At 69.1% G+C, this 19,718-nt stretch carries 20 protein-coding genes; 7 read left to right on the top strand and 13 right to left on the bottom strand.

Translation table 11 applies throughout. From position 1 onward, the window contains the following. Positions 1-36: 36 nt before the first annotated feature. Positions 37-972, bottom strand: a complete 936-nt coding sequence (locus ACUDCK_RS03405) for an NUDIX hydrolase (protein ID WP_054503489.1) — start codon at positions 970-972, stop codon at positions 37-39. A gap of 199 nt (positions 973-1,171) precedes the next feature. On the opposite strand from ACUDCK_RS03405, the gene ACUDCK_RS03400 reads away from it, so the two are divergent. After that, complete coding sequence (locus tag ACUDCK_RS03400; protein WP_175168057.1) at positions 1,172-1,408, top strand: hypothetical protein; 237 nt, start codon at positions 1,172-1,174, stop codon at positions 1,406-1,408. A gap of 31 nt (positions 1,409-1,439) precedes the next feature. Here the strand turns inward: ACUDCK_RS03400 and ACUDCK_RS03395 are convergent, their stop codons facing one another. Continuing rightward, on the bottom strand, positions 1,440-1,775 hold the full coding sequence (locus tag ACUDCK_RS03395; RefSeq protein WP_054503487.1) for an STAS domain-containing protein: 336 nt from the start codon (positions 1,773-1,775) through the stop codon (positions 1,440-1,442). Between the two features lie 198 nt (positions 1,776-1,973). Here ACUDCK_RS03395 and ACUDCK_RS03390 point away from each other — a divergent pair, with 198 nt between their 5' ends. Together ACUDCK_RS03390 and alr are read left to right on the top strand one after the other, a co-directional pair. Continuing rightward, positions 1,974-2,405 (top strand): ATP-binding protein, encoded by a 432-nt coding sequence (locus tag ACUDCK_RS03390; protein ID WP_054503486.1) that lies wholly within the window; start codon positions 1,974-1,976, stop codon positions 2,403-2,405. Positions 2,406-2,538: 133 nt separating this feature from the next. Beyond that, positions 2,539-3,705, top strand: a complete 1,167-nt coding sequence (gene alr / locus ACUDCK_RS03385; protein WP_175168056.1) for an alanine racemase — start codon at positions 2,539-2,541, stop codon at positions 3,703-3,705. A 60-nt stretch (positions 3,706-3,765) separates the two neighbouring features. On the opposite strand, the gene ACUDCK_RS03380 is transcribed toward alr, so the two are convergent. Then, positions 3,766-6,234, bottom strand: a complete 2,469-nt coding sequence (locus tag ACUDCK_RS03380) for an MFS transporter (RefSeq protein ID WP_175168055.1) — start codon at positions 6,232-6,234, stop codon at positions 3,766-3,768. Between the two features lie 109 nt (positions 6,235-6,343). On the opposite strand from ACUDCK_RS03380, the gene ACUDCK_RS03375 reads away from it, so the two are divergent. The 4 genes from ACUDCK_RS03375 (at position 6,344) to ACUDCK_RS03360 (ending at position 11,080) form a co-directional block, all read left to right on the top strand. Next, entirely contained in the window at positions 6,344-8,347 is a 2,004-nt protein-coding gene (locus tag ACUDCK_RS03375; protein ID WP_064526191.1) for a SpoIIE family protein phosphatase, read from the top strand. Beyond that, positions 8,344-9,531 carry an ABC transporter substrate-binding protein gene (locus ACUDCK_RS03370; RefSeq protein ID WP_054503483.1) on the top strand — a complete coding sequence of 396 codons (1,188 nt, stop codon included), beginning with the start codon at positions 8,344-8,346 and terminating at the stop codon, positions 9,529-9,531. The genes ACUDCK_RS03375 and ACUDCK_RS03370 overlap by 4 nt, the downstream gene beginning before the upstream one ends. 158 nt (positions 9,532-9,689) lie before the next feature. Further along, on the top strand, positions 9,690-10,262 hold the full coding sequence (locus ACUDCK_RS03365) for a hypothetical protein (RefSeq protein ID WP_064526194.1): 573 nt from the start codon (positions 9,690-9,692) through the stop codon (positions 10,260-10,262). Positions 10,263-10,513: 251 nt separating this feature from the next. Next, positions 10,514-11,080: an RNA polymerase sigma factor gene (locus ACUDCK_RS03360; protein ID WP_231132988.1), complete on the top strand. Its 567-nt coding sequence runs from the start codon at positions 10,514-10,516 to the stop codon at positions 11,078-11,080. Positions 11,081-11,091: 11 nt separating this feature from the next. Here ACUDCK_RS03360 and sctC read toward each other — a convergent pair whose 3' ends face one another. Genes sctC through sctN form a run of 10 tightly spaced genes read right to left on the bottom strand, consistent with a single transcriptional unit; the run spans position 11,092 to position 19,717 of the window. Further along, positions 11,092-12,981: a type III secretion system outer membrane ring subunit SctC gene (gene sctC, locus ACUDCK_RS03355; RefSeq protein ID WP_054503480.1), complete on the bottom strand. Its 1,890-nt coding sequence runs from the start codon at positions 12,979-12,981 to the stop codon at positions 11,092-11,094. A 47-nt stretch (positions 12,982-13,028) separates the two neighbouring features. Further along, the gene (locus ACUDCK_RS03350; RefSeq protein WP_054503479.1) at positions 13,029-13,427 is read right to left on the bottom strand and encodes a CesT family type III secretion system chaperone; all 399 of its coding nucleotides are present in this window, start codon (positions 13,425-13,427) and stop codon (positions 13,029-13,031) included. Then, complete coding sequence (gene sctU / locus ACUDCK_RS03345) at positions 13,424-14,482, bottom strand: type III secretion system export apparatus subunit SctU (RefSeq protein WP_054503548.1); 1,059 nt, start codon at positions 14,480-14,482, stop codon at positions 13,424-13,426. Before sctU ends, ACUDCK_RS03350 begins: the two co-directional genes overlap by 4 nt. Next, positions 14,479-15,279, bottom strand: coding sequence for a type III secretion system export apparatus subunit SctT (gene sctT, locus ACUDCK_RS03340; protein WP_064526197.1), 801 nt, complete (start codon positions 15,277-15,279; stop codon positions 14,479-14,481). Before sctT ends, sctU begins: the two co-directional genes overlap by 4 nt. 15 nt (positions 15,280-15,294) lie before the next feature. Next, complete coding sequence (gene sctS / locus ACUDCK_RS03335; RefSeq protein WP_049071240.1) at positions 15,295-15,561, bottom strand: type III secretion system export apparatus subunit SctS; 267 nt, start codon at positions 15,559-15,561, stop codon at positions 15,295-15,297. Positions 15,562-15,568: 7 nt separating this feature from the next. Continuing rightward, a complete protein-coding gene (gene sctR, locus ACUDCK_RS03330; RefSeq protein ID WP_175168053.1) occupies positions 15,569-16,237 on the bottom strand; it encodes a type III secretion system export apparatus subunit SctR in 669 nt (222 codons plus the stop codon). Beyond that, positions 16,234-17,313 carry a type III secretion system cytoplasmic ring protein SctQ gene (gene sctQ, locus ACUDCK_RS03325; protein ID WP_244976952.1) on the bottom strand — a complete coding sequence of 360 codons (1,080 nt, stop codon included), beginning with the start codon at positions 17,311-17,313 and terminating at the stop codon, positions 16,234-16,236. The genes sctR and sctQ overlap by 4 nt, the downstream gene beginning before the upstream one ends. A 12-nt stretch (positions 17,314-17,325) precedes the next feature. Next, complete coding sequence (locus tag ACUDCK_RS03320; protein ID WP_175143922.1) at positions 17,326-17,886, bottom strand: hypothetical protein; 561 nt, start codon at positions 17,884-17,886, stop codon at positions 17,326-17,328. Continuing rightward, positions 17,883-18,389: a type III secretion protein gene (locus ACUDCK_RS03315; RefSeq protein ID WP_116791517.1), complete on the bottom strand. Its 507-nt coding sequence runs from the start codon at positions 18,387-18,389 to the stop codon at positions 17,883-17,885. Before ACUDCK_RS03315 ends, ACUDCK_RS03320 begins: the two co-directional genes overlap by 4 nt. Beyond that, positions 18,386-19,717, bottom strand: coding sequence for a type III secretion system ATPase SctN (gene sctN / locus ACUDCK_RS03310; protein WP_054503472.1), 1,332 nt, complete (start codon positions 19,715-19,717; stop codon positions 18,386-18,388). Before sctN ends, ACUDCK_RS03315 begins: the two co-directional genes overlap by 4 nt. Between the last annotated feature and the right edge of the window lies 1 nt (position 19,718).

The following is a 19,718-nucleotide window of genomic DNA, read 5'->3' as shown; positions in this document are numbered from 1 at the left end:
CTTATGCTAAAGATGAGTATATGGCCTTGTCAAGCGTCACAGCGCGCGTGACAGCGGCAGCTTGCTGCCCGCGATGGCGCGTTCGAGCAGCACGTCGCGGCGGAAGCGGAACAGTTTGGCGGGGCGTCCCGCCGTGCCGGTGGCCATTTCGCCGGTCTCTTCCACCAGCGCCTGCTGCTCGATCAGGCGGCGGAAATTCTGCTTGTGCAGGCCGCGTCCGGCCAGGGCCTCGACCGCCAACTGCAACTGCAGCAGCGTGAACTGCGCCGGCATCAGTTCGAACACCACCGGCCGGTACTTGATCTTGGCGCGCAGCCGCGCGATGCCGGTGGCCAGGATGCGGCGATGGTCATGCCGCATGGGCTCGCCCGGCAGCGGCGCGGCGGCCGCCTCCGAACGGCGGCGCGCCGCTTCCGGCACCAGGCCGGCCTCGAACAGCAATTCGTAGCGCTGCAGCACCATGTCCTCGTTCCAGGCGGCGCCGTCCAGGCCGAAGGTGATGGCGGCGCGCTGGCGGCGGCGCTGGCGCAAGGCGCCATCGCCGGTGTCGTCGCACCAGGCCTGCAGGCGCGGCACGATCAGCTCGTCCACCAGCGCCGGCGTACCGGCGCGGCGGTCTTCCCAGGGGAAATAGCGGTACCAGTCCTGCCAGCCGACCTGCGCCACGCCGGTCTCGCCAGCCTCGCGCGTCAGGCCCAGGTAGCTGACCGACATGACGCGCGCGCCCGATTCGTCGGAACGGTCGCCATCGGCGAAAGTGTAGAGCTGTTCGACGTAACCGAGCGGATGGTGCGTCTGGGTCTCGACCCAGGCCCGCAAGCCCGCCTGCAGCGAGCGGTGCGACAACTCGAAGGGCCCCGCCGGCAGGGCCCGCGCATCGTCGGTGGTCAGCACGCGCGGCTCGCCGTTGGTGACGGCGACCAGGACGGCAACGAGTTCGGCGTGGACGGAGCGTTCGACGGATTCGGTCAAGGTGGCGGATGAAAATGAGGAAAACCGGGCGTGGTGACGCGACGCCGCGAGGCGCTCGGCATTATAAGGTCGGGGCCCTGCAACAGCCCCTTGCAAACGTGACAGCGCAACCCGCCGCAAGGGCCGCGCGCGGCCCTAACATGAAGAGGAATCCCCGGCGCGTCGCCATCCTGGGACGCCCACAACCGGAGCCGTCATCATGCTGAAAACCGTCATCGATTCCTCCGCCGCCAGCAGCAAACCGGACACCGCCCCGGAGCCAAAGCCGTCCGTCGATCCCCGCAAGGGCACCGGCATCCTGCCCATGCCTGACCAGAGCGAGGTCGTCGCGGGCATGCCGCGCCACGGCCGCGCCATCGAGGCGCCCGGCGACCCCGGCATCATCACGCCCGAAGATGACGTGCTGGACACGTCATACGAAAACCACAAGCAATGACCGGCACGCGCCGCGCCGGCGCGCGCCGCGATCAGGCGACCTTGGCCACCGCGTCCTGGCGCGTGTCGACCACCGTCAGGATGGCCAGGAAGCCGCTGATGTCGAACACCTCGCGCACATGCGGCTGCATCGCGCACAGCGCCAGCGCGCCCGAAGCCTGCTTCAGGCGCTTGGCCAGCACCAGCACCACGCGCAGGCCGGCGCTGGAGATGTAGTTCAGGTTGGACATGTCGAGCACGAAACGGCGTTCGCCTTTTTCGACGTGCGACAACAGGTCGGCTTCGATGCCCGCGGCGTTGCCGCTGTTGATCTGGCCTTCGGGCGAGACAACCAACACTTCCCCGACCTTCTCGATTGCGAGATTCATAGTGGTTCCCGGTAAATGACCGACGCCCCGGATCCCGGCGCTTGCGGGCGGCGGCGCGATGCCGAGATGATACGCGAGGCGCCGGCGCAGCCAAACGCAAACGTGGAACGACACGCGCCAGTGGCTCACCCGTTCCGCCAGCGGGCCGCAATCGGGCATACTTCCACCTGCACGTGTACCACTGAACGCAAGGCGACCATGCCCCCTCAGCCCGATACGCTTGACCTCGTTCCCGACGCCCGCGCCGTCGCCTGCGCCATTGAATGGCTCGAGGCCATTGCCGAGCGCGACGCGTGGTCGCCCAAGCTGAGTTTCGGTCTGTCCTTGAGTCTGGACGAAGCGCTGACGAACATCGTTTCCTACGCCTTCGACGATCCCTTGCTCGCCCCCGATCCCGCCCACGTCAGCCTGGCCTGTCGCCAGGACGACGAATGGATCTCGCTGGAGATAATCGACAATGGCCGTCCGTACGATCCCACCAAGACCCCGCCGCCCCCACTGGCCGCGACGCTCGATGACGCCGACATCGGCGGCCACGGCGTGCGGCTGATGCAGCACTATCTGCACGACCTGCGCTACGCCCGCAATGGCAATGAGAACCGCCTGACGCTCGTGATGCGCGCCGCGTGACCCTGCCTGGCGCGTTCGATCAAGACGCGCTATCGACAACCAGCAGTGCATAGACAGAAAGTACCGAACGAAACCCGGTCGTCTGTCACTCATGCATAGCCCCGTGCGCCGGTCGCGCGCGGACCTCGCCCAGATGCCGCCCGTGAACGCTCCCTATCGTCCAGAAGGATTGCTTGCCCGGCCCTTGTACGCCCGCGTCGACGCGGGCGCGGTGGCCCACAATCTCGCGCGCCTGCGCGCCACCCTGCCCCGCGTCCCCGCGTCGGGCGCCGCCGCGCCGCGCCTGTGGGCCACCGTCAAGGCCGACGCCTACGGCCACGGCCTGGCGCGCGTGCTGCCCGCGCTGCGCGCCGCCGACGGGCTCGCTGTGCTGCACCTGGACGAAGCGCGCGCCTGCCGCCAACTGGGCTGGGACGGCCCGGTGCTGGTCTACGGCGGCCTCTATTCGCAGGCCGACACGCTGCTGCTCGACACGCCGGGCCTGCATCTGGTCATCACGCATGCCGCGCAACTGGACTGGTTGGCGCAATCGCCCGCGGCCGAGCGGCCGTCGGTCTGGCTGCGCTTTGCCGGCGACATCCATCACACCGGCTTCAGCGCCGACGACTACCGCGCCGCGTTCGAGCAGGCGCGCAACCTGGCCGCGCGTGGCCTGGTCGAGGAGGTCGGCCACCTGAACCACTATGCCCGCGCCGATGAGGCCGATGGCGTGGACAGCGCCGACGCGCGCTTTCGCGAGGTCATCCGCGACTTGCCGGGACCGGTGTCCACCAGCAATTCCGCCGCGATGCTTGGCCATGCGGCGCGCGCCGCGGCCACGCAATGGGTACGGCCAGGCCTGGCGTTGTACGGCGCCAGCCCGTTCGCCCACCGCAGCGCCGCCCAACTGGACCTGAGGCCAGCGATGTCATTGCATTCGCAGGTGGTAGGCATCCAGCGCGTGCCGGCCGGCGCCGGCGTCGGCTACAGCGGCGCATTCCTCGCGCCCACGGCGATGGCCGTGGGCATCGTCACCTGCGGCTACGCCGATGGCTACCCGCGCCACGCGCCCACCGGCACGCCGGTGGTGGTGGCCGGCATCCGCACGCGGCTGCTGGGCCGCGTTTCCATGGACATGATGGCGGTGGATCTGGGCCCCGTGCCGCACGCCGCGATCGGCTCGCCCGTGACGCTGTGGGGCGCGGACGGCCTGCCGGTGGAAGAAGTCGCGATGGCGGCGGGCACCATCGCCGCCCAGTTATTGACGGGCTTGAGCGCGCGCGTGCCGGTGGCGCTGGCCAGCGCCGGCGCGGCGCGCTGAATGGCGCGGCACGAGCGCCACGGTGACGACCTGACGCGAACCGCGGGCCAGCCGCCGCGCTCAGGCGGTCTCTTCACGCGGCCGGGCCGGCGCGAACAACAGGAACAGCAAAGTCGCGATCAGGTAGATCACGCCGGTCGCGGCCAGCCCCGCCCCCATGCCGGCGGCGCCGAACATGGCGCCGACCACCAGCGGCCCGGCCATCTGGCCGAGCTTGTCGGCGGCGCGCATGACGCTGGTGGCGCCCGCCGCGCCGTAGCGCTGCACGTCTGGCAGCGCCAGCATGTAGGGCGATTGCGACGCGCCGGCGAAGCAACTGGCCAACGCCAGCAGCAGCACCGCCGCGGCCGCGGCCAGCAGGCCGCTGTTGAAGTACAGCCCGAGCATGCCGAGGCTGCCGACCAGGCCGCCCAGCACGATCCAGCTCTTCTTGATGCGGCTGCGGTCCACCACCCGGCCCATCAGCGGCCCGACGTAGATGACGCACAGGCCGTAGATCATCAACACCCGGCCGATGCTGGACGCGGCCACGCCCTCGGCCTCCAGGTACAGCGGCAGCGCGAACGACAGCAGGCCGACCTGCGCGATCGAGAACGGAATCACGCTTCCGACCAGCAGCAGGCCGAAGTCGCGGGTGAACAGCAGCTTCAAGGTATCCGAAAGATGCGCGCGGGCGCGCCCCGCGGCCTGCGCGGCCAGTTGGCGGCCGCGGTCCATGTAGGGGCGCATCAGGATCAGCACGCCGGCCAGCGGCATCACCAGCATCACGGCGCCGACCGCGAACACCGCGCGGAAACCGACCTGTTCCATCAGCATCGCGCCCACCGCCGCGCCGGACAGGTGGCCGGCGAACAGGCCGGCGATCACGCCCGTCATGTTGCGGCCGCGATATTGCGCCGGACTGCGCGTGACGATGAAGCCCTGCAGCCCCATCCAGGTCAGGCCATAGCCCAGGCCCACCAGGCCGCGCGCGGCGCTGAACATCAACAGATTGGTGGAGGCCGCGCACGCCAGCATGCCGGCGGCCGACACGCCCAGGCCGGCCAGCACCGGCACCTGCCAGCCCTTGCGGTCGGTGAGGCGGCCGGCCAGCAGCGAGGTCAGCAGGCCGCAGCCCATTTCCACGGAGATTGGCAGCGCCAGCAGCAGATTGGCCGGCAGGTCGAGCCCGCCCGCGGACAGGCTGCGCGCATACAGGGGCAGGAAACCAAGCGGCAGGGCCCACGCGAACAGGAAGCCGAACATCACCGGTCGGGCGATGCGGCCCACCTCGGAGGCGTCGTCCGGGCCGACGCGGCTGCCATCGGGCAGCGTGGCGCGCGCGGCGAAAGCGCGGTTCATCAGCAGCGCCAGCAGCAACAGCATTTCGATCGCGGCCACCAGCGCCACCGCCACCACGGTGACGGCATCGAGCGCGCGGCTGCGCACGCCCGCCGCGATGACGTCGCTCGACAAGCGCAGCACCAGGTCGCCCTGCGCCTTCGGATCCGCCAGCGCCGCGCCCAGCGGCAACACCAGCGTCAGGTCATCGGCCTGCGGTCGGGCCGCCGGCAGCGCCGACACGTCGAGCGCGCCGTGCGCGTCGGCGCCATACAGCACGCGGCCGTCGCGATCGGCCAGTTCGATCTGCGCCACCGCCGGGAAGGTGCCGGCCAGGCGTGTGAACGGCGCTTCCACGCCGCGCAGCCGGTTCACCTCGAGGCCGTAGCCGAGCACGCGGTTCAGGTCGCGCTGCAGGCCCTCGGCCAGCAGCCCGACGTTGTTGCGCGTGACTTCCAGCCAACCGCTGCGGAACGTGGAAATGGTGTAGGCGGCATACACGCCCTGCGCCAGCACCAGCGCCAGCAGCGGCACCACGAAGCGCGCGCGGCCGCCCGCGGCCAGCGAGGTCAGCGGCACGATGTACTTGAAGACCGCGGCCAGGCCCAGCCCGACCAGCACCGTGACGACCAGCAGCACCTGCAGATTGTCGATGATGAGCTGGCGGCTGGCCTCGCCGTCCTTGGCTGCCGACAGCACCACGGCGCCGACGCTCTTGCCGCCGGCGCCGGCCAGCGGCACGGCCACCGTCACGCGGTCGTCGTCCACTGCGACCAGCGCGCCCGAGCCGCGACGCGCCAGGCCCGCGGCCAGCGGCCCGCCGGCGTCGAGCGTGCGCGCCAGTTGCGTGGCGTCTTCGGGCAGCTCGCCCTCGGCGGCCACGGCCTGGCCGTCGGCCAGCAGCACCGCCGCGCCCTGCACGCCGCGCGAGCGCGCGACCCCGTCATGCAAGGTGTCGCGCAGGCCGAAATACTGTTCCAGCGGCTTGCCCAGGCGCAGGCCGTTCTCGATATTGCCGGCGACGCGGCGCGCCACCACTTCGACGCGGTCGGCGGTGGTGTCCACCACCAGCCGGTTCAACGCCGACAGGCTCAGCGCGCCGATCAGTGCCTGCGCCAGCAGCAGCACGGCCAGACAGGCCAGAGTGACTTCCAGTACCGGGCGACGACGCAACCCATCGAGCACTACTTGTATTGGTTCGCTACGCATGGGGCCACGCCGTCGCAAAGTATTTACACACGGGCACTAATGGTATTTACAATTAATGCAAATTGCATCCTATTTCACGCCCTTACCTCATCCGCCGCCTATCGCCCCCATGTCGTTGCGCTCGCTCCGTAGCAAGATTTTTCTACTGGTCGTAGCGCTGCTCCTGGCGGTGGCGGCATTCGTGATGCTGACCTCGCAGCGCAACGTCACCCGCACGGTGATGAACAGCGAGCGCCACGCCGTCAGCAACGTCATGGAACTGGTGCTGCGCGACGCCGAGGCCCGCTGGGGCGCGCTGCTGGCCGACAAGATCTCCACCGTGCGCAGCGGCCGGCGCCAACTGATGCAGAGCGGCACCGTGGTGGCCGCGGCGCTCGGCACCTACGCCGACCTGGCCGAGCGCGGCATCATGACGCCCGGCGCCGCCAAGGGCATGGCGCGCGCCTGGATCAACCACCTCAAGCTCGACGACCGCCGCTACGCCTTCGTCTACGACGCCGACTTCCAGGTGCTGGCCAGCGGCAATCCCGACATGATCGACCGCGACCTGTCGTCGCTGTCCGACTTCAAGAACCGGCCGCTGGCGCAGGCGCTGCTGGAAGAGAGCCGCACGTCCGGCTACGGCTTCGCGATCTACCGCTGGCCGCCGTCGGCGCAGCGCGGCGATGGCGAGACGCGCTATGCGTATTTCGGTTATTTCCGCCCCTGGAACTGGGTGTTCGCCATTTCCGACAGCGCCCAGGACGTGATCGAGCAGATCCAGACGCGCCGCGAGCAGTTGGAGAATTCGGTGCGCGACACCTTGTCGAAACTGACCCTGGCGCAGTCCGGCTTCATCTTCATCGCCGCCGACGACGGCCGCATGATCGTGCCGCCGCCCGAGGCGCGCGCCGGCTTGCTGGACGCCAAGGACGGCAGCGGCGAGACCCTGCGCGCGCTGCTGGCGCGCCAGGATGGCGGCGGCAAGCTGCAGAGCCTGCGCTTCGAGGGCGGCGACGGCCCCTGGCAGATCGACAGCGCGCGCTTCGCCCCGCTGGGCTGGACCGTCGTGGCGGTGGTGCCCGAGAGCGACCTGACCGCCCCGGCGCGCGAACTGCTCAACCGCCAGGCGCTGATCTTCGTCGGCATGATGCTGGTGGCGCTGGTGTGCGCGTGGCTCGTGGCCGCGCGGATCGTGCGGCCGCTGGAAACGCTGACCCACTACGCGCGGCTGCTGCCCGAACAGGACCTGACCGCGGCATCGGCCGTGCCCGCACACATCGCCGCCCTGCCCGACAAACACAAGGACGAAGTGGGCCGGCTGGCGGCGTCGTTCCTGTTCATGGACCGCAAGTTGCGCGAGAACGTCGCCCGCCTGATGCGCGAGACCACCGCGCGCGAGCGCTTCGAGAGCGAGCTGAACATCGCCCGCGCGATCCAGCTCGGCCTGCTGCCGGTGCCGCTGTCGCCCATTACGCGCGAGCAGATCGACCTGAACGCCGTGATGCTGCCGGCCAAGGAAGTGGGCGGCGACCTCTACGACTACTTCACGCTGCCCGACGGCCGGCTGTGCCTGGCCATCGGCGACGTGTCGGACAAGGGCGTGCCGGCGGCGCTGTTCATGGCCGTGACCCGTACCCTGATCCGCGCCACCGCCGAGGACGAGACCGACCCGGCGTTGATCATGCAGAAGATCAACAACCGCCTGTCCGAGAACAACCCGAACATGATGTTCGTCACGCTGCTGATCGGCGTGCTCGACATGACCACGGGCGAACTGAAGTGGGCCAACGCCGGCCACCTGCCGCCCGCGGTGGTGGGCGCGGACGGCGTGGTGCGGCTGCTGGAAGGCCGCAGCGGCCCGGCCTGCGGCGTGCAGGAAGACCTGACCTACCGCTGCCTGTCGACGGTGCTGGCGCCGGGCGAAATGCTGGTGGGCTACACGGATGGCATCACCGAGGCCGTCAACCCGCAGAATGCGCAGTATGGCGATCCGCGCCTGCTGGCCGTGCTGTCCAATCCCCCCGTGCCGGCGGCCAATCTCGCCAAGCGTCTGCTGGAAGACGTGCAGGCCTTTGCCGACGGCGCGGAACAATCCGATGACATCACTTTGATCGTGATCCGCCGCCCATGAAGACCTCGTTGCCCACCTTATTGCTGAGCCTGGCCCTGCTGGCGCCCGCCGCGAGCCTGGCCCAGGCGGCATCGCCCCCGGCCAGCCAACCCACGGCAGGCGCGGCCGCCGCGCCCCAGGTCTTTCCCACCAAGCCGGTGCCGCGTCCCGACGGCAAGAAATGGCGCATCGGCTATTTCGAGAGCGGCGACTACAGCGAATACCCCCGCACGCTGCGGGTCACCGTGGACGGCCTGCAGAAGCTGGGCTGGATCACCGTGCCGACCATTCCCGACGGCCTGAATGGCAAGCAGATGTGGGAATACCTGGCCGACAACGCCCGCAGCGACACGCTCGAATTCGTGCGCGACGCCTGGTGGCAGCCTGGCAACTTCGACGCCGCGCAGCGGCCGGCGGTGCGCGCCGCGATCAAGCAGCGGCTGGAGGAAAAGAAGGACATCGACCTGATCATCGCCATGGGCACGTGGGCCGGCCAGGACATGGCGGGCATGGGCGCGCCGGTCCCGACGATCGTCGCCTCGACCAGCGACGCGGTCGGCGCCCGCATCACGCGCTCGGCGCAGGACAGCGGGCTGGACAATCTGCACGCCCGCGTGCAGCCCGAGCGGTATCAGCGGCAGGTCCGGCTGTTCCACGAAATCGTGCCGTTCAAACGGCTCGGCCTGGTCTACGAAGACAGCCCTGAAGGCCGCACCTACAGCGCCGTCGACGCGGTCGAGCAGGTGGCGCGCGAGCAGGGCTTCGAGGTGCTGACCTGCAACGCGCCGTCCAACGGCATCGCGCCCGAGGCCGCGACCCGCAACGCGCTCGAATGCTATGCCAAGCTGGCGCCGAAGATCGACGCGGCCTATGTCACGGTGCACCGCGGCGTGACGCCGGTGTCGATCGATACCGTGGCCGAAATACTGCGGCAGGCGCGCGTGCCCAGCTTCTCGATGCTGGGCTCGGAAGAGGTCAAGCACGGACTGCTGCTGAGCCTGGCCCAGGCGGACTACTCGTACGTCGGGCTGTTCTATGCCGAGACCATGGCGCGCATCTTCAACGGCGCCAAGGCGCGCGAGCTGAGCCAGGTCTGGATCGACCCAGCCAAGATCGCGCTGAACCTGCAAACCGCGCGCGTGATCGGCTTCGATCCGCCCGTGGATATCCTGCTGGCGGCCGACGAAGTCTACGAGGCCCGGTAACGCCCTGTTGCCACTCCAAGGCCGGAATCCGCGCAATGGCATAAAATCCGGCTACGTGCCGTGGCGAGGGAACTAAAGCGCCAACCGGGTTACTCAACCACAGGGGCTATTGAATCTCCCATGGGCCCGATCTCGGACACGCCGGATTTATTGGCTGCATGACAATTTCATCGGTTACCCCTTCATCGCCGTTCCTCTCTCTCGAAGCCTTCGCCAAGGCGGCGGAGAGCGGGCAGGACGTGTATGTCGACGTCGCGGGCGAAAGACTCCAGGTCCTGGGCGTGGGCGCCACGCCCGGCGGGCGCAGCGTGGCATGGGTGGCGCCCAATGTCGACACCACCGAAATGTTCGCGCAGGCGCTGGCCCGCACCTTTGGCCAGGGCATCGCCAGCGCGGTGTCGCGCGAACTCGGCCTGGAACCCAACCCCGGCAAGCCACTGTCCGCGCGCACCGTCGCGCAGGCGCTCGACATGGCGCAGACCTCGCGCGACGCGCTGTCGGGCGTCGATTTCCTCACGCGTCTGGCCCTGTCCGCCACCAGCGGCGCGCCCGCCTTCCAGCAAGCCTGTGCCGACGCGGGCGTGGCGCCCGCCAGCCTCGACGCCGCCCGCCGCAGCTCGCTGGACCAGGCCATGCAGGCCCGCTTCGACCAAGCCGCCCAGTCCGGCCAGAGCCCGGTCTCCCTGGGCACCGCCGCCGCCTGGCTGCGCGACATGCTCAAGGCCGGCTAAGGCCGGCGCCAGACCGCCGCCCCCCGGATTCCGGCATGCGGAATCATGCCGCGCGCTGCTTACTTGTTTTTACATTTCTGACATCAAAAACGCGATTTTTGCCGCAAGATTTCGATTTTCGAAATATTGTGACACGCGTAAGCTGCGATAATTCGCGGCACGCCGGTAGTAACTTGTAGCTTCATACACGTTTCTTTTCGCCTCCCATGACCAACCCCAGCGATTGCACAGCCGCTTCCCCGGAAGCGGATTTGCCGCCCATTCGCGCTGACGGCGAAGGGCAGGGGTGGGACACGGGCGAGGAATACCTGTTGCGCGACCTGGTGCGGGAACACTCCACCCGGCTGCAGCGCTTCATCATCAAGCACATCGGCAACACCACCGAGGCCGAAGACCTGGCCCAACAGGCCTTTGTCGAAGCGGCCCGATCCTACCGCAGCTTTCGCGGCGAATCGCAACTGTCCTCCTGGCTCTATGGCATCGCGCTCAACCTGGTGCGCAACTACCTGTCGCGCGCGCCGGAGCGGCGCCACGATTTCGTCAGCGACAGCGTGCTGGCCGAGCACGCCAGCGGCGATCTGCCCCCCGACCGCGCGCTCGAGCAGAGCCAGACCCTGGCGTTGCTGCAGGAATCGCTGGACGAGCTACCCGAGAACATGCGCGACATCCTGCTCATGGTCGGCATCGACGAAATCTCGTACGAAGACGCCGCGGCCCTGCTGACGGTGCCCGTCGGCACCGTGCGCAGTCGCCTGTCTCGCGCACGCGCGGCGCTGCGCGACAAGCTGGCCCATAAGGGGCTGCGGCTCGACGACTGAGCCGCCCGCCACTACGGCGCCCTGCCCGTTCCCGGCGCCGCCACCGGCTCGACCTGTATCACCGGCCCCTGCTGCGCGTTCGATTTGCCTTCGAGCACCGGCGTGGCCGTCGGCGTGCCATCCAGCCATTCCGAGGCGCGCACCGGGCCGCTGCTGCGGCGCAGCTCCACGTTCGGCCCGAACACGATGCGGGTGCGCTGGCCCTGCACCAGGTCGAGGTATTGGCCCGCCGTCATGCGGTCGCCACCCCAGGTGGCGTTGAGCATCGGGCCGGTGCCGGCCGCGCCGGGCGTGGCCACCACTTCGCCGTTGATCGCGACCACCTTGGGGCGGATCAGGAACAGGCGCTCGCGCCGCTGCACGGTCTTGGACTTGTTGGAGAACAGCAGCCCCAGGCCCGGGATGTCGCCCAGGATCGGCACCTTGTCGACCTGCTCGGAATTCTGGCTGCTGTTGTAGCCGCCGATCAGCAGCGTCTGGTCGTTGCCGACGATGGCCAGCGTGCTGATGTTGCTCTTGCGGACCGTGGGCAGGTTGTCGATCTGGCGCTCTTCCTGGATGCGGCCGTCCTCGATATCCACGGTCAGTTCGACGCGCGCGCCGTTCTTCGATTCGATATGGCGCGGCGTCACGCGCAGCGACGTGCCCACGGTCACCGGCGTCACGGTGGCCACGCGCTCGCCACGGGTCTGGATATAGAAGGTATCCGACAGGTCGATCATGGCGCCCAGGTTGTCGGCCGTCAGAATCGACGGCTGCGACAGGATGTTGGCCTGGCCCTTGGTCTGCAGCGCCCGCAATCGCGCGGCCAGGGTGTTGCCCACGCTCACGCCGATGGTGCCGGGCGACAGCGCCGCGCCGCTTTCCAACGGCAGGCCGCCGCTGGGGCTCAGGCCCAGGTTGCCATAGCCGAAGGTGGTGGAGCCGGCGCGCGCGCCCCAGGTCACGCCCAGCTCGCTGACAAGGTCGGAGTTGACGTCCACGATCATCGCCTCGATCTCGACCAGCGTGCTGGGCAGGTCGAGTTGCTCGATCAGGCTGCGGTAGATGGGAATGCGGTCCGGGATGTCCTGCACGATGATGGCGTTCAGGCGCGCATCGGCCTGCACGGTGGGCTCGCGCAGGCGCAGGCCCGTCTTGCCCGCGCTGGCGGGCGCGGCCGGCTGGCCGCCGGCCTGCCCGGCCGGCGCCGCGCCGCCATCGCCGCCGACCTGCGGGAACGCCGGCGGATTGTCGCGCAGCGGCGCCGCGATCGCGGCCAGGGTTTCGTTGTTGGCGCCGCCCCCGCCGCCCGTGATCAGGTTGCGCAGCACGGTGGACAGGCCCGGCGTCACCACCTTCTGGTCGCGGTAGCTGATGGTGCGGTCGTTGACCGAGGCGTGCTTGAGCCGGAACACCGCCACCTGCTGGCCGCCGGCGCCCATCGGCAAGGCCGCCACGGTGCGCTCGACCAGATCGACGTAGCCCGGCGGGCCCGACACCAGCGCAATGCCCTGGTCTGGCAGCTCGCCCCAGCCAAAGCGCGGGTCCAGCACGCCGAGCTGCTGCAGGGCCTGGCGCAGGGCGCTGATGGAACTGCCCATGGCGCTGACCGAACGCGTCTTCATGTCGTTGGTGCGGCTGACGAACAAGGTGCCGGCATAGACGAACCAGTTGAAGCCGTAGACGCCGCCCAGCCGGTCCATGAACTCGGTCGGCGTATTGGCGTTGAATTTGCCGTTGACCGTGCCCGTGACGTTGGGTCCGAGCTGCAACGACAGGCTGAAGCCGCCCGCGAATTCGCGCAGCAGCGTCTGCAGGTTCTCGTCGCGGGCATAGTAGCTGTAGGGCACGTTCGGCCAGTTCGGGGCGGCTTGCGCGCCGCTCGCCAGGCCCAGCGACAACGCAGTCGCCAGAATCATCCGCTTCAACACTCTCTCTCCTCGGGCGGCATGCCCGTCACGCGTATTCATGTGAGCCGCCGCACGGCGCCGGCCCAAAAGGACAGCGCATTGGCGAATGCGCCCATGGCTTCTTCCAGCGCCAGTTCGCCGCTGCCGGGCTGCAGCGACTGCTGCAACCACAGCGCGCGATCCTGCGGATCGACCACGCAGGCGGCCGCGTGCCGCGCCAGCATGCCCGCCGCCAGCTTGCCGATTTCCGTCACCAGCCGGTCGCGGTCGACGTCACTGGCCGGCAGCGCGCACAGGCGCGCGCTCATCGCCAGCCAACCATCGCGCGCCGGCTGCAGATGCACGCGGTAGGTCTGGTCGACCACCACGGTGAGGCGGCCATCGGCGCGCGTCGAAGGCGGCAGGCCGTGCCGCGCCGCATAGGCGGCTATCAGGGGATGCTGGGGTGCATTCATGTCGGGTCGTCCGGATTGCCGGCCAGCTTCCTGACGAGCCGCAGGACTTCGGCAACCGGCTCGATCAGTTCGCTGGGGATGTATTGGTCGGGCTGCGCGGACGCCATCAGCGCGCGCGCCAGGGGAATGTTCTGCATCACCGGCACGCCGGCCTCGCGCGCCGCCGCCATCATCTGCTCGGCCAGCGCGCCCTCGCCCTTGGCCAGCACCACCGGCAGCGGCGTCTCGTCGGGCTCGTAGTAGATCGCCACCGCCAGGTGGGTCGGGTTGGTCACCAGCACCGACGCCTTGCGCGTGCTGGCGACCGCGCCGTGCATCACCATTTCCTGGTGCAGGTGCTTGCGCTTGTGCTTGATGTGGGGGTCGCCCTCCATCTCCTTGAATTCCTGCTTGATATCTTCCTTGCTCATCATCAGCCCCTTGCGGTACTGCATGCGCTGCCAGACGAAATCGGCCAGAGAAATCACCACATAGGCCACTGCGATGTTCACGATCAGCGCGCGCATCATGCCGCCCACGCCCGCCTCCAGGCCCGCCAGGCCGCTGTGCGGCACCGCCATCAATTCCGGCAGCGCGTCGCGCACCACCAGCGTCACCAGCGCCGACAGGAAGGCGATCTTGATGATGGACTTGAGCAGCTCGACCAGATTCTTCTTCGAGAAGATGTTCTTCAGATTGCTCATCACGTTGAGTTTCTTGGCCGACGGCTTGAGCTTCTCGAAGGCCAGCACCACCCCCACCTGCAGGAATTCGGAGAACATGCCAATCACCAGCACGATCAGCACGAACGGCAGCACCAGGTAGACGGCTTCGCGCAGGGCGGCCTCCAGCGCCACGGGCAGCGCCTGCTCGAACGGCTGCCCCACCAGCGTTGACGGAATCAGGATCAGCCGGCCCAGGGCCTCGACGATGCCGTGGGCATTGCCCAGCATGTAGCCGAACAGCGCCAGCACCAGCAGCGTCTGCGTGAAGTCCTTGCTGTGCGCGACATCGCCTTTCTGGCGCGCGTCGCGCAGCTTCTTGTGGGTAGGCTGTTCGGTCTTTTCGCCGCTCATGGGGCCCGCCATTGGTTGTCCAGGAATGGCAAGGCCGAGCTGATATGGCCCGTGGCCTCGGCGGCATACTCGAACAGCGTGCTCATGTAGAGCACCATCACCAGCAACGCCAGCGCGCTCTTGATCGGCATCGCCAGGAAGAACACCTGCAACTGCGGCGCGAAGCGGCTGACCAACGCCAGCCCGACTTCGGCCAGGAACATCGAAATGATGGCGGGCGCGGCGAACAACAGCGTCAGCCGCAGGAAGCGGCCCAGTTGGTCCAGCATCAGCGGCACGCTCTCGCGCCGCAGGGTCGGCGCCCAGTCCCACAGGTCCCACAGGCGGAAGCTGTCGTAGAGCATGGTCAGCATCAGCATGAAGCCGCCCCCAACCAGGAAGAACACCATGAAGGCCTGGTTGAACAGGATGCCGAGCGGCGAGGAATCGTTGCCGGTGGCCGGGTTGATGGTGGCGCCCAGGCTGGCGCCGCGCTGGTTGTCGACCACGAAGCCCACCGCCTCGAAAATCCAGAACGGGATCGCCACCAGGAACCCCATCACCAGGCCGATGAAGACTTCCTTGGCCACCAGCAGCACCAATTCCACCGCGCCCAGGTCGATCATGGCGTAGCGCGGCGCCAGCGCCGGCACCAGCACCAGGCCGATGGCGGCGCAGATGGCGTAGCGCAGCATGCCGGGCAGCAACTGGCGGTTGAACAGGGGCAGCATCGCGCACAGCGCCAGGATGCGCGGCTGCGTCAGCGCCAGCGTGCCCAGGAAGACTTTCGCTTCCACGTAGGTGATGCCCGAGATCATGGTGGCCGGCCGCTCCTAGTGGATCTTGTAGAAAAGGTCGAACACGGAAATCGTGAAGTTGTACAGCTCCGCGCTGAGCCAGCGCGCCGTCAGCAGGATCGTGGCGAACACCGCGATCAGCTTGATGGCGAACGACAGCGTCTGCTCCTGGATCTGCGTCAGCGCCTGGAACAGGGAAAACAGCGTGCCCACGATCGCGGCGACGGCGATCGGCGGCAGCGACAGCCACAACACCAGGTAGAGCGCCTGGGTCATGTACGAAACGAGGTCGACGGTTCCCATGGCGGCCTCAGGTGTAGGACAGCACCAGGCCCTGGATCAGCCGCGTCCAGCCGTCGACCATGACGAACAGGAACAGCTTCAGGGGCATGGAAATCGTGACCGGCGACACCATCATCATGCCCATCGCCAGCAGGATGTTGGAGACGATCAGGTCGATGATGACGAACGGCAGGTACAGCAGGAAGCCGATCTGGAACGCGGCGGTCAGCTCCGACAGCAGGAACGACGGGATCAGCACCAGCAGGTCGTCTTCCTTCAGGTTACGGGCCTGCTGCTCGCCCCAGAGCCCGCGCGCGGTGCGCAGGAAGAAATCGCGCTGCTCGGGGCGGCTGTTCTTGAGCATGAAGCCGCGCATCGGCTCGGCGCCGCGCGCCACCGCGTCGAGAATGCCTTCGAGCCGGTCCGGCTCCGGCGTGCCCTGCGCCGCCGCCGCGGGCGGCGCGCGCAGCTCGTCGCCGATCTGCATCACCACCGGCCCCATGACGTAGGCGGACAGGATCAGCGCCAGCCCGTACAGCGCCATGTTGGGCGGCACCTGCTGCACGCCCAGGGCATTGCGCACCAGCGTCAGCACCACCGCGATCTTCAGGAACGAGGTGGTCATGACCGCGGCCAGCGGCACCAGCGCCAACAGCGCCAGCACGACCGCCAGGCTGATCGGATCCGCGCCGTTCATGCGCCCGCCTTGCCCAGCCGGTGCAGTGTCACGCCGATGCGGCCGTCTATCTCGACCAGCTCGCCGCTGCCCACCAGCGCGCCGTTGGCGCGCACCAGCACCGGGCCATCGGCCAGCGGCCGCTCCAGGTCGAAGGTCTCGCCGGGTTGCAGCTTGCGCAGCTCGCCCAACGTGATCTGGCGCTCGCCCAGTTCGAAAGTCAGTCGGACGGGAATGGCATCGATATCGAGCGGCGTCTGGGCGCCCGCTTCGGCATCCTGGGGCGGTTGCGGCGTCTCGGTCATGAGGGAAGTCCAGCCTTGGGTAACGAGGTATGAGGAATCCTGGCGGCGCACCCGCAGCCCCTGGCCGTCGGCGCCCAGCCACAGTTCGCCGTCGGGCGAGACCAGACAGTGGTCGAGGAAAAGGGTGTCGCGCGGCGCCAGGCCGCGCAGTTCGGCCGCGGTCAGATGGGTCCAGCCCAGGCAGGCGCGGATGCGCACCGGCACGGCATCGAGGTCGATCTCGTTGGCCGTCGGCGCGGCGCGCCCGACCAGACCGGCCAACAGCATCAGGCCCAGGCCGTCGGTGTCCAGCGTGGCGTAGATCGAGGCGCCGTTGACGGGATGGCGCGCCGCGACAGTCCAGCCGTGCGCCAGCGCCGACGCCGGGCCATCGCGGCCCACCACGCGCAACGGGCCGCCCGGCGACACCTCGGCCAGGCCTGCGACCACTTCGGCCACCAGGGTCTCGATGGCGGTCGACACCAGCGCCGGCGGCAGCGCGCCGACGTCGACGTCGGGCAGGCGCGCCGCCAGCCAGGCGTCGGCGGCGCTGGCGGGCAGCCCCAGCCGCAAGCGCGCGCCGGCCCATTCCAGGTCGGCCGACAGCGTGGCCGACTGGCGCAGGGCCTCGGCCACGCCGGGCGTGAAGCCCAGGCGCCATTGCGCGGGCTCGGCGTCGGCGCCGGCCAACGGCGCGAGCGTGACCTGCAGGTCGGCGCCATGGCGCGCGATCAGCGTGCGGGCCCGGGCTTCATTGGCGGACAGGCGCGGCAACGACGGCGGGGACGGGGACAAAAGCGTACTGGCGGTCATGGGTTCCAGGGATCAACGGACCGGCGCATCGGCGTCGGCTTCCAGCAGGCAGGGGTCTTCCGGGTCATCGGTGCCGACGCGCACGCGCGTCGGCCGCGCCAGGCTGTCGGCCAACTGCTCGGCCAGTGGCCGCGACATGGCGGCCAGGCGTTCACGCGAGGCTTCGTTGGCGCAGACGAATTCGGCGATGACGCGCCCGCCGTCTTCATAGACCGACACGCTGACGCCGGGCAGCACGTCGTCCTTCAATTCCACTCGCACCTGGCGCCGGCCCTGGCTGCCATCGGCCACCAGCAGTTGTTCGGCGCTGCCTTGCAGCGCCTGCGCCAGGGCCTGCGATGTCGCGTTGGCGGGCGCGGGCGCATCGGCCCGGGCCGCGCCGAACAGCGAGAACGGCGAGGGCGCGGAAGGCGGCGCGGCGGACGGCTCGTCCTTGCCGCGCGCCATGGCCTGCTCGAAGGCGCGCCTGTCGGCGTCGCTGGCCTGGCGGCCGGAGCTCTGCGCATCCGGTTGCGCCAGGCCCGAGCCCTGGGCGATCGCGGTATCCAGGCCGATGCGGCGGTCGATGCTCATGACGGCTCGAACTCCTCGTGCTGTTCCCAGTCCTCGCGGTCGCGCGACAGCGAGGCGGCTTCTTCCATTTCCATGTCTTCCTTGTGCTCCAGCGCCTTCAGGTGCTCGGCCAGGTGGATGCTGGCCAGTTCCACGAACTTGCCTGTCAGGCGCACGGCCTGCTGGTGCTGGTCGCGGCGCTCGGCCAGCGCCTGGGCCTCGTCGCGCAGGCGTTGCGCGGCCTGGTCCAGCGCCTGCTCGCGCTGGCGCTCGCCTTCGCGCAGGCCGGCCACGCCCTGCAGCACGCTCTCGATCTCGCGCACCCGCACCACCCGGCTGCACAGGTCGCGGTACATGGCGCGCTCACGCCGCTCCGACTCATCGCGGAAATCCGCCAGCGCTTGCTCGGACGCCTGGCGCGCGGCCTCGGCCTCGGCGTGCCGCAGGCGCTGGCGCGACACCGCGATCTCGGCCTGGCCTTCGCGAAAGCGCTTGATGGCGAGCAATTCGTCGAACACGCTCATGCCGTCCCCACGATGCCGGTCATCTGCGCCAACGCCTCGGGCAGCGTGGCCCGCTCATCGGTGCGCTGCCGCAGGAACTGGTTGATCGCGCCGATCTTGTCGATGGCCTCGTCCGTCACGGCGTCGCCGCCGCGCTTGTATTCCCCGATCTTCACCAGCAGCTCGACTTCCTGGTACTTGGCCATCAATTCGCGCAGTCGGCCGGCGGCGCGCTTGTGCTCGGGCGTGATGACCGCGTTCATGACGCGGCTGGCCGAGGCCAGCACGTCGATCGCCGGATAGTGGTTGGCCGCGCCCAGCTTGCGCGACAGCACGATGTGGCCGTCGAGAATGGAGCGGGTCTCGTCGGCGATCGGCTCGGTCATGTCGTCGCCCTCCACCAGCACGGTGTACAGCGCGGTGATCGAGCCATGCTCGTTCATGCCGGCGCGCTCCATCAGCTTGGGCAACGTGGCGAATACCGATGGCGGATAACCGCGGCGGGTCGGCGGCTCGCCTGCGGCCAGGCCGATCTCGCGCTGGGCTCGGGCAAAGCGCGTCACCGAGTCCATCAGGAACAGCACGCGCTTGCCCTGGTCGCGGAAATACTCGGCGATGGCGGTAGCCACATAGGCGGCCTTGGCGCGCTCCATCGACGACTTGTCGCTGGTGGCGCAGACGATCACGCTCTTGCGCCGGCCCTCGCGGCCCAGTTCGTGTTCCAGGAATTCGCGCACCTCGCGGCCGCGCTCGCCGATCAGCGCCACCACCGTCACGTCCACCGCCGCGCCCTTGACCAGCATGCCCATCAGCGTCGATTTGCCGCCGCCGGCGGCGGCAAAGATGCCCATGCGCTGGCCTTCACCGCAGGTCAGCACGCTGTCCAGCGCGCGCACGCCCAGCTCCAGCGGCTGCGAGATGATGCGGCGCTTGAGCGGGTCCGGCGCCTCGGCGAACACCGGATAGAACTTGCTGGCCTCCAGGGGGCCCAGCTCGGCCTCGTCCAGCGGCCGGCCCAGGCCGTCCAACACCCGGCCCAGCAGCCCCGGGCCCACGGGCACCATATGGGCCCGGCCGGTGGGGATGACCTCGGTGGCGGTGGAGATGCCGTACATGTCGCCGATCGGCGTGAGCAGCGCGGCGTCGCGCGCGAAGCCCACCACTTCGCCCTTCATCTCGAAGTTCTCGCCGGGATTGCGCAGGATGCAGACCTCGCCCACCTTCACCGACGGCACCACCGCCTTGATGATGGTGCCGATAACCTGGGTCACGCGGCCCTTGATGCGCAGCGTCGGCGTGTCCTGCAGCGCCAGCTCCATCATTTCGGAGATGTAGTCGAACTGGCGCATC

The organism is Achromobacter sp. CF-sbj1-Ac2-l (genome assembly GCF_052698165.1).
Note: the sequence above shows the minus strand (reverse complement) of the source record. Positions and strands in the feature narration are given on the sequence as shown.

Bases quoted from the DNA above. Each gene is read 5' to 3' on its own strand.
- ACUDCK_RS03400 (WP_175168057.1), top strand. From the start codon at position 1,172: ATGCTGAAAACCGTCATCGATTCCTCCGCCGCCAGCAGCAAACCGGAC.
- ACUDCK_RS03395 (WP_054503487.1), bottom strand. From the start codon at position 1,775: ATGAATCTCGCAATCGAGAAGGTCGGGGAAGTGTTGGTTGTCTCGCCC.
- ACUDCK_RS03390 (WP_054503486.1), top strand. From the start codon at position 1,974: ATGCCCCCTCAGCCCGATACGCTTGACCTCGTTCCCGACGCCCGCGCC.
- alr (WP_175168056.1), top strand. From the start codon at position 2,539: ATGCCGCCCGTGAACGCTCCCTATCGTCCAGAAGGATTGCTTGCCCGG.
- ACUDCK_RS03380 (WP_175168055.1), bottom strand. From the start codon at position 6,234: ATGCGTAGCGAACCAATACAAGTAGTGCTCGATGGGTTGCGTCGTCGC.
- ACUDCK_RS03375 (WP_064526191.1), top strand. From the start codon at position 6,344: ATGTCGTTGCGCTCGCTCCGTAGCAAGATTTTTCTACTGGTCGTAGCG.
- ACUDCK_RS03370 (WP_054503483.1), top strand. From the start codon at position 8,344: ATGAAGACCTCGTTGCCCACCTTATTGCTGAGCCTGGCCCTGCTGGCG.
- ACUDCK_RS03365 (WP_064526194.1), top strand. From the start codon at position 9,690: ATGACAATTTCATCGGTTACCCCTTCATCGCCGTTCCTCTCTCTCGAA.
- sctC (WP_054503480.1), bottom strand. From the start codon at position 12,981: ATGATTCTGGCGACTGCGTTGTCGCTGGGCCTGGCGAGCGGCGCGCAA.
- ACUDCK_RS03350 (WP_054503479.1), bottom strand. From the start codon at position 13,427: ATGAATGCACCCCAGCATCCCCTGATAGCCGCCTATGCGGCGCGGCAC.
- sctU (WP_054503548.1), bottom strand. From the start codon at position 14,482: ATGAGCGGCGAAAAGACCGAACAGCCTACCCACAAGAAGCTGCGCGAC.
- sctT (WP_064526197.1), bottom strand. From the start codon at position 15,279: ATGATCTCGGGCATCACCTACGTGGAAGCGAAAGTCTTCCTGGGCACG.
- sctS (WP_049071240.1), bottom strand. From the start codon at position 15,561: ATGGGAACCGTCGACCTCGTTTCGTACATGACCCAGGCGCTCTACCTG.
- sctR (WP_175168053.1), bottom strand. From the start codon at position 16,237: ATGAACGGCGCGGATCCGATCAGCCTGGCGGTCGTGCTGGCGCTGTTG.
- sctQ (WP_244976952.1), bottom strand. From the start codon at position 17,313: ATGACCGCCAGTACGCTTTTGTCCCCGTCCCCGCCGTCGTTGCCGCGC.
- ACUDCK_RS03320 (WP_175143922.1), bottom strand. From the start codon at position 17,886: ATGAGCATCGACCGCCGCATCGGCCTGGATACCGCGATCGCCCAGGGC.
- ACUDCK_RS03315 (WP_116791517.1), bottom strand. From the start codon at position 18,389: ATGAGCGTGTTCGACGAATTGCTCGCCATCAAGCGCTTTCGCGAAGGC.
- sctN (WP_054503472.1), bottom strand. From the start codon at position 19,717: ATGCGCCAGTTCGACTACATCTCCGAAATGATGGAGCTGGCGCTGCAG.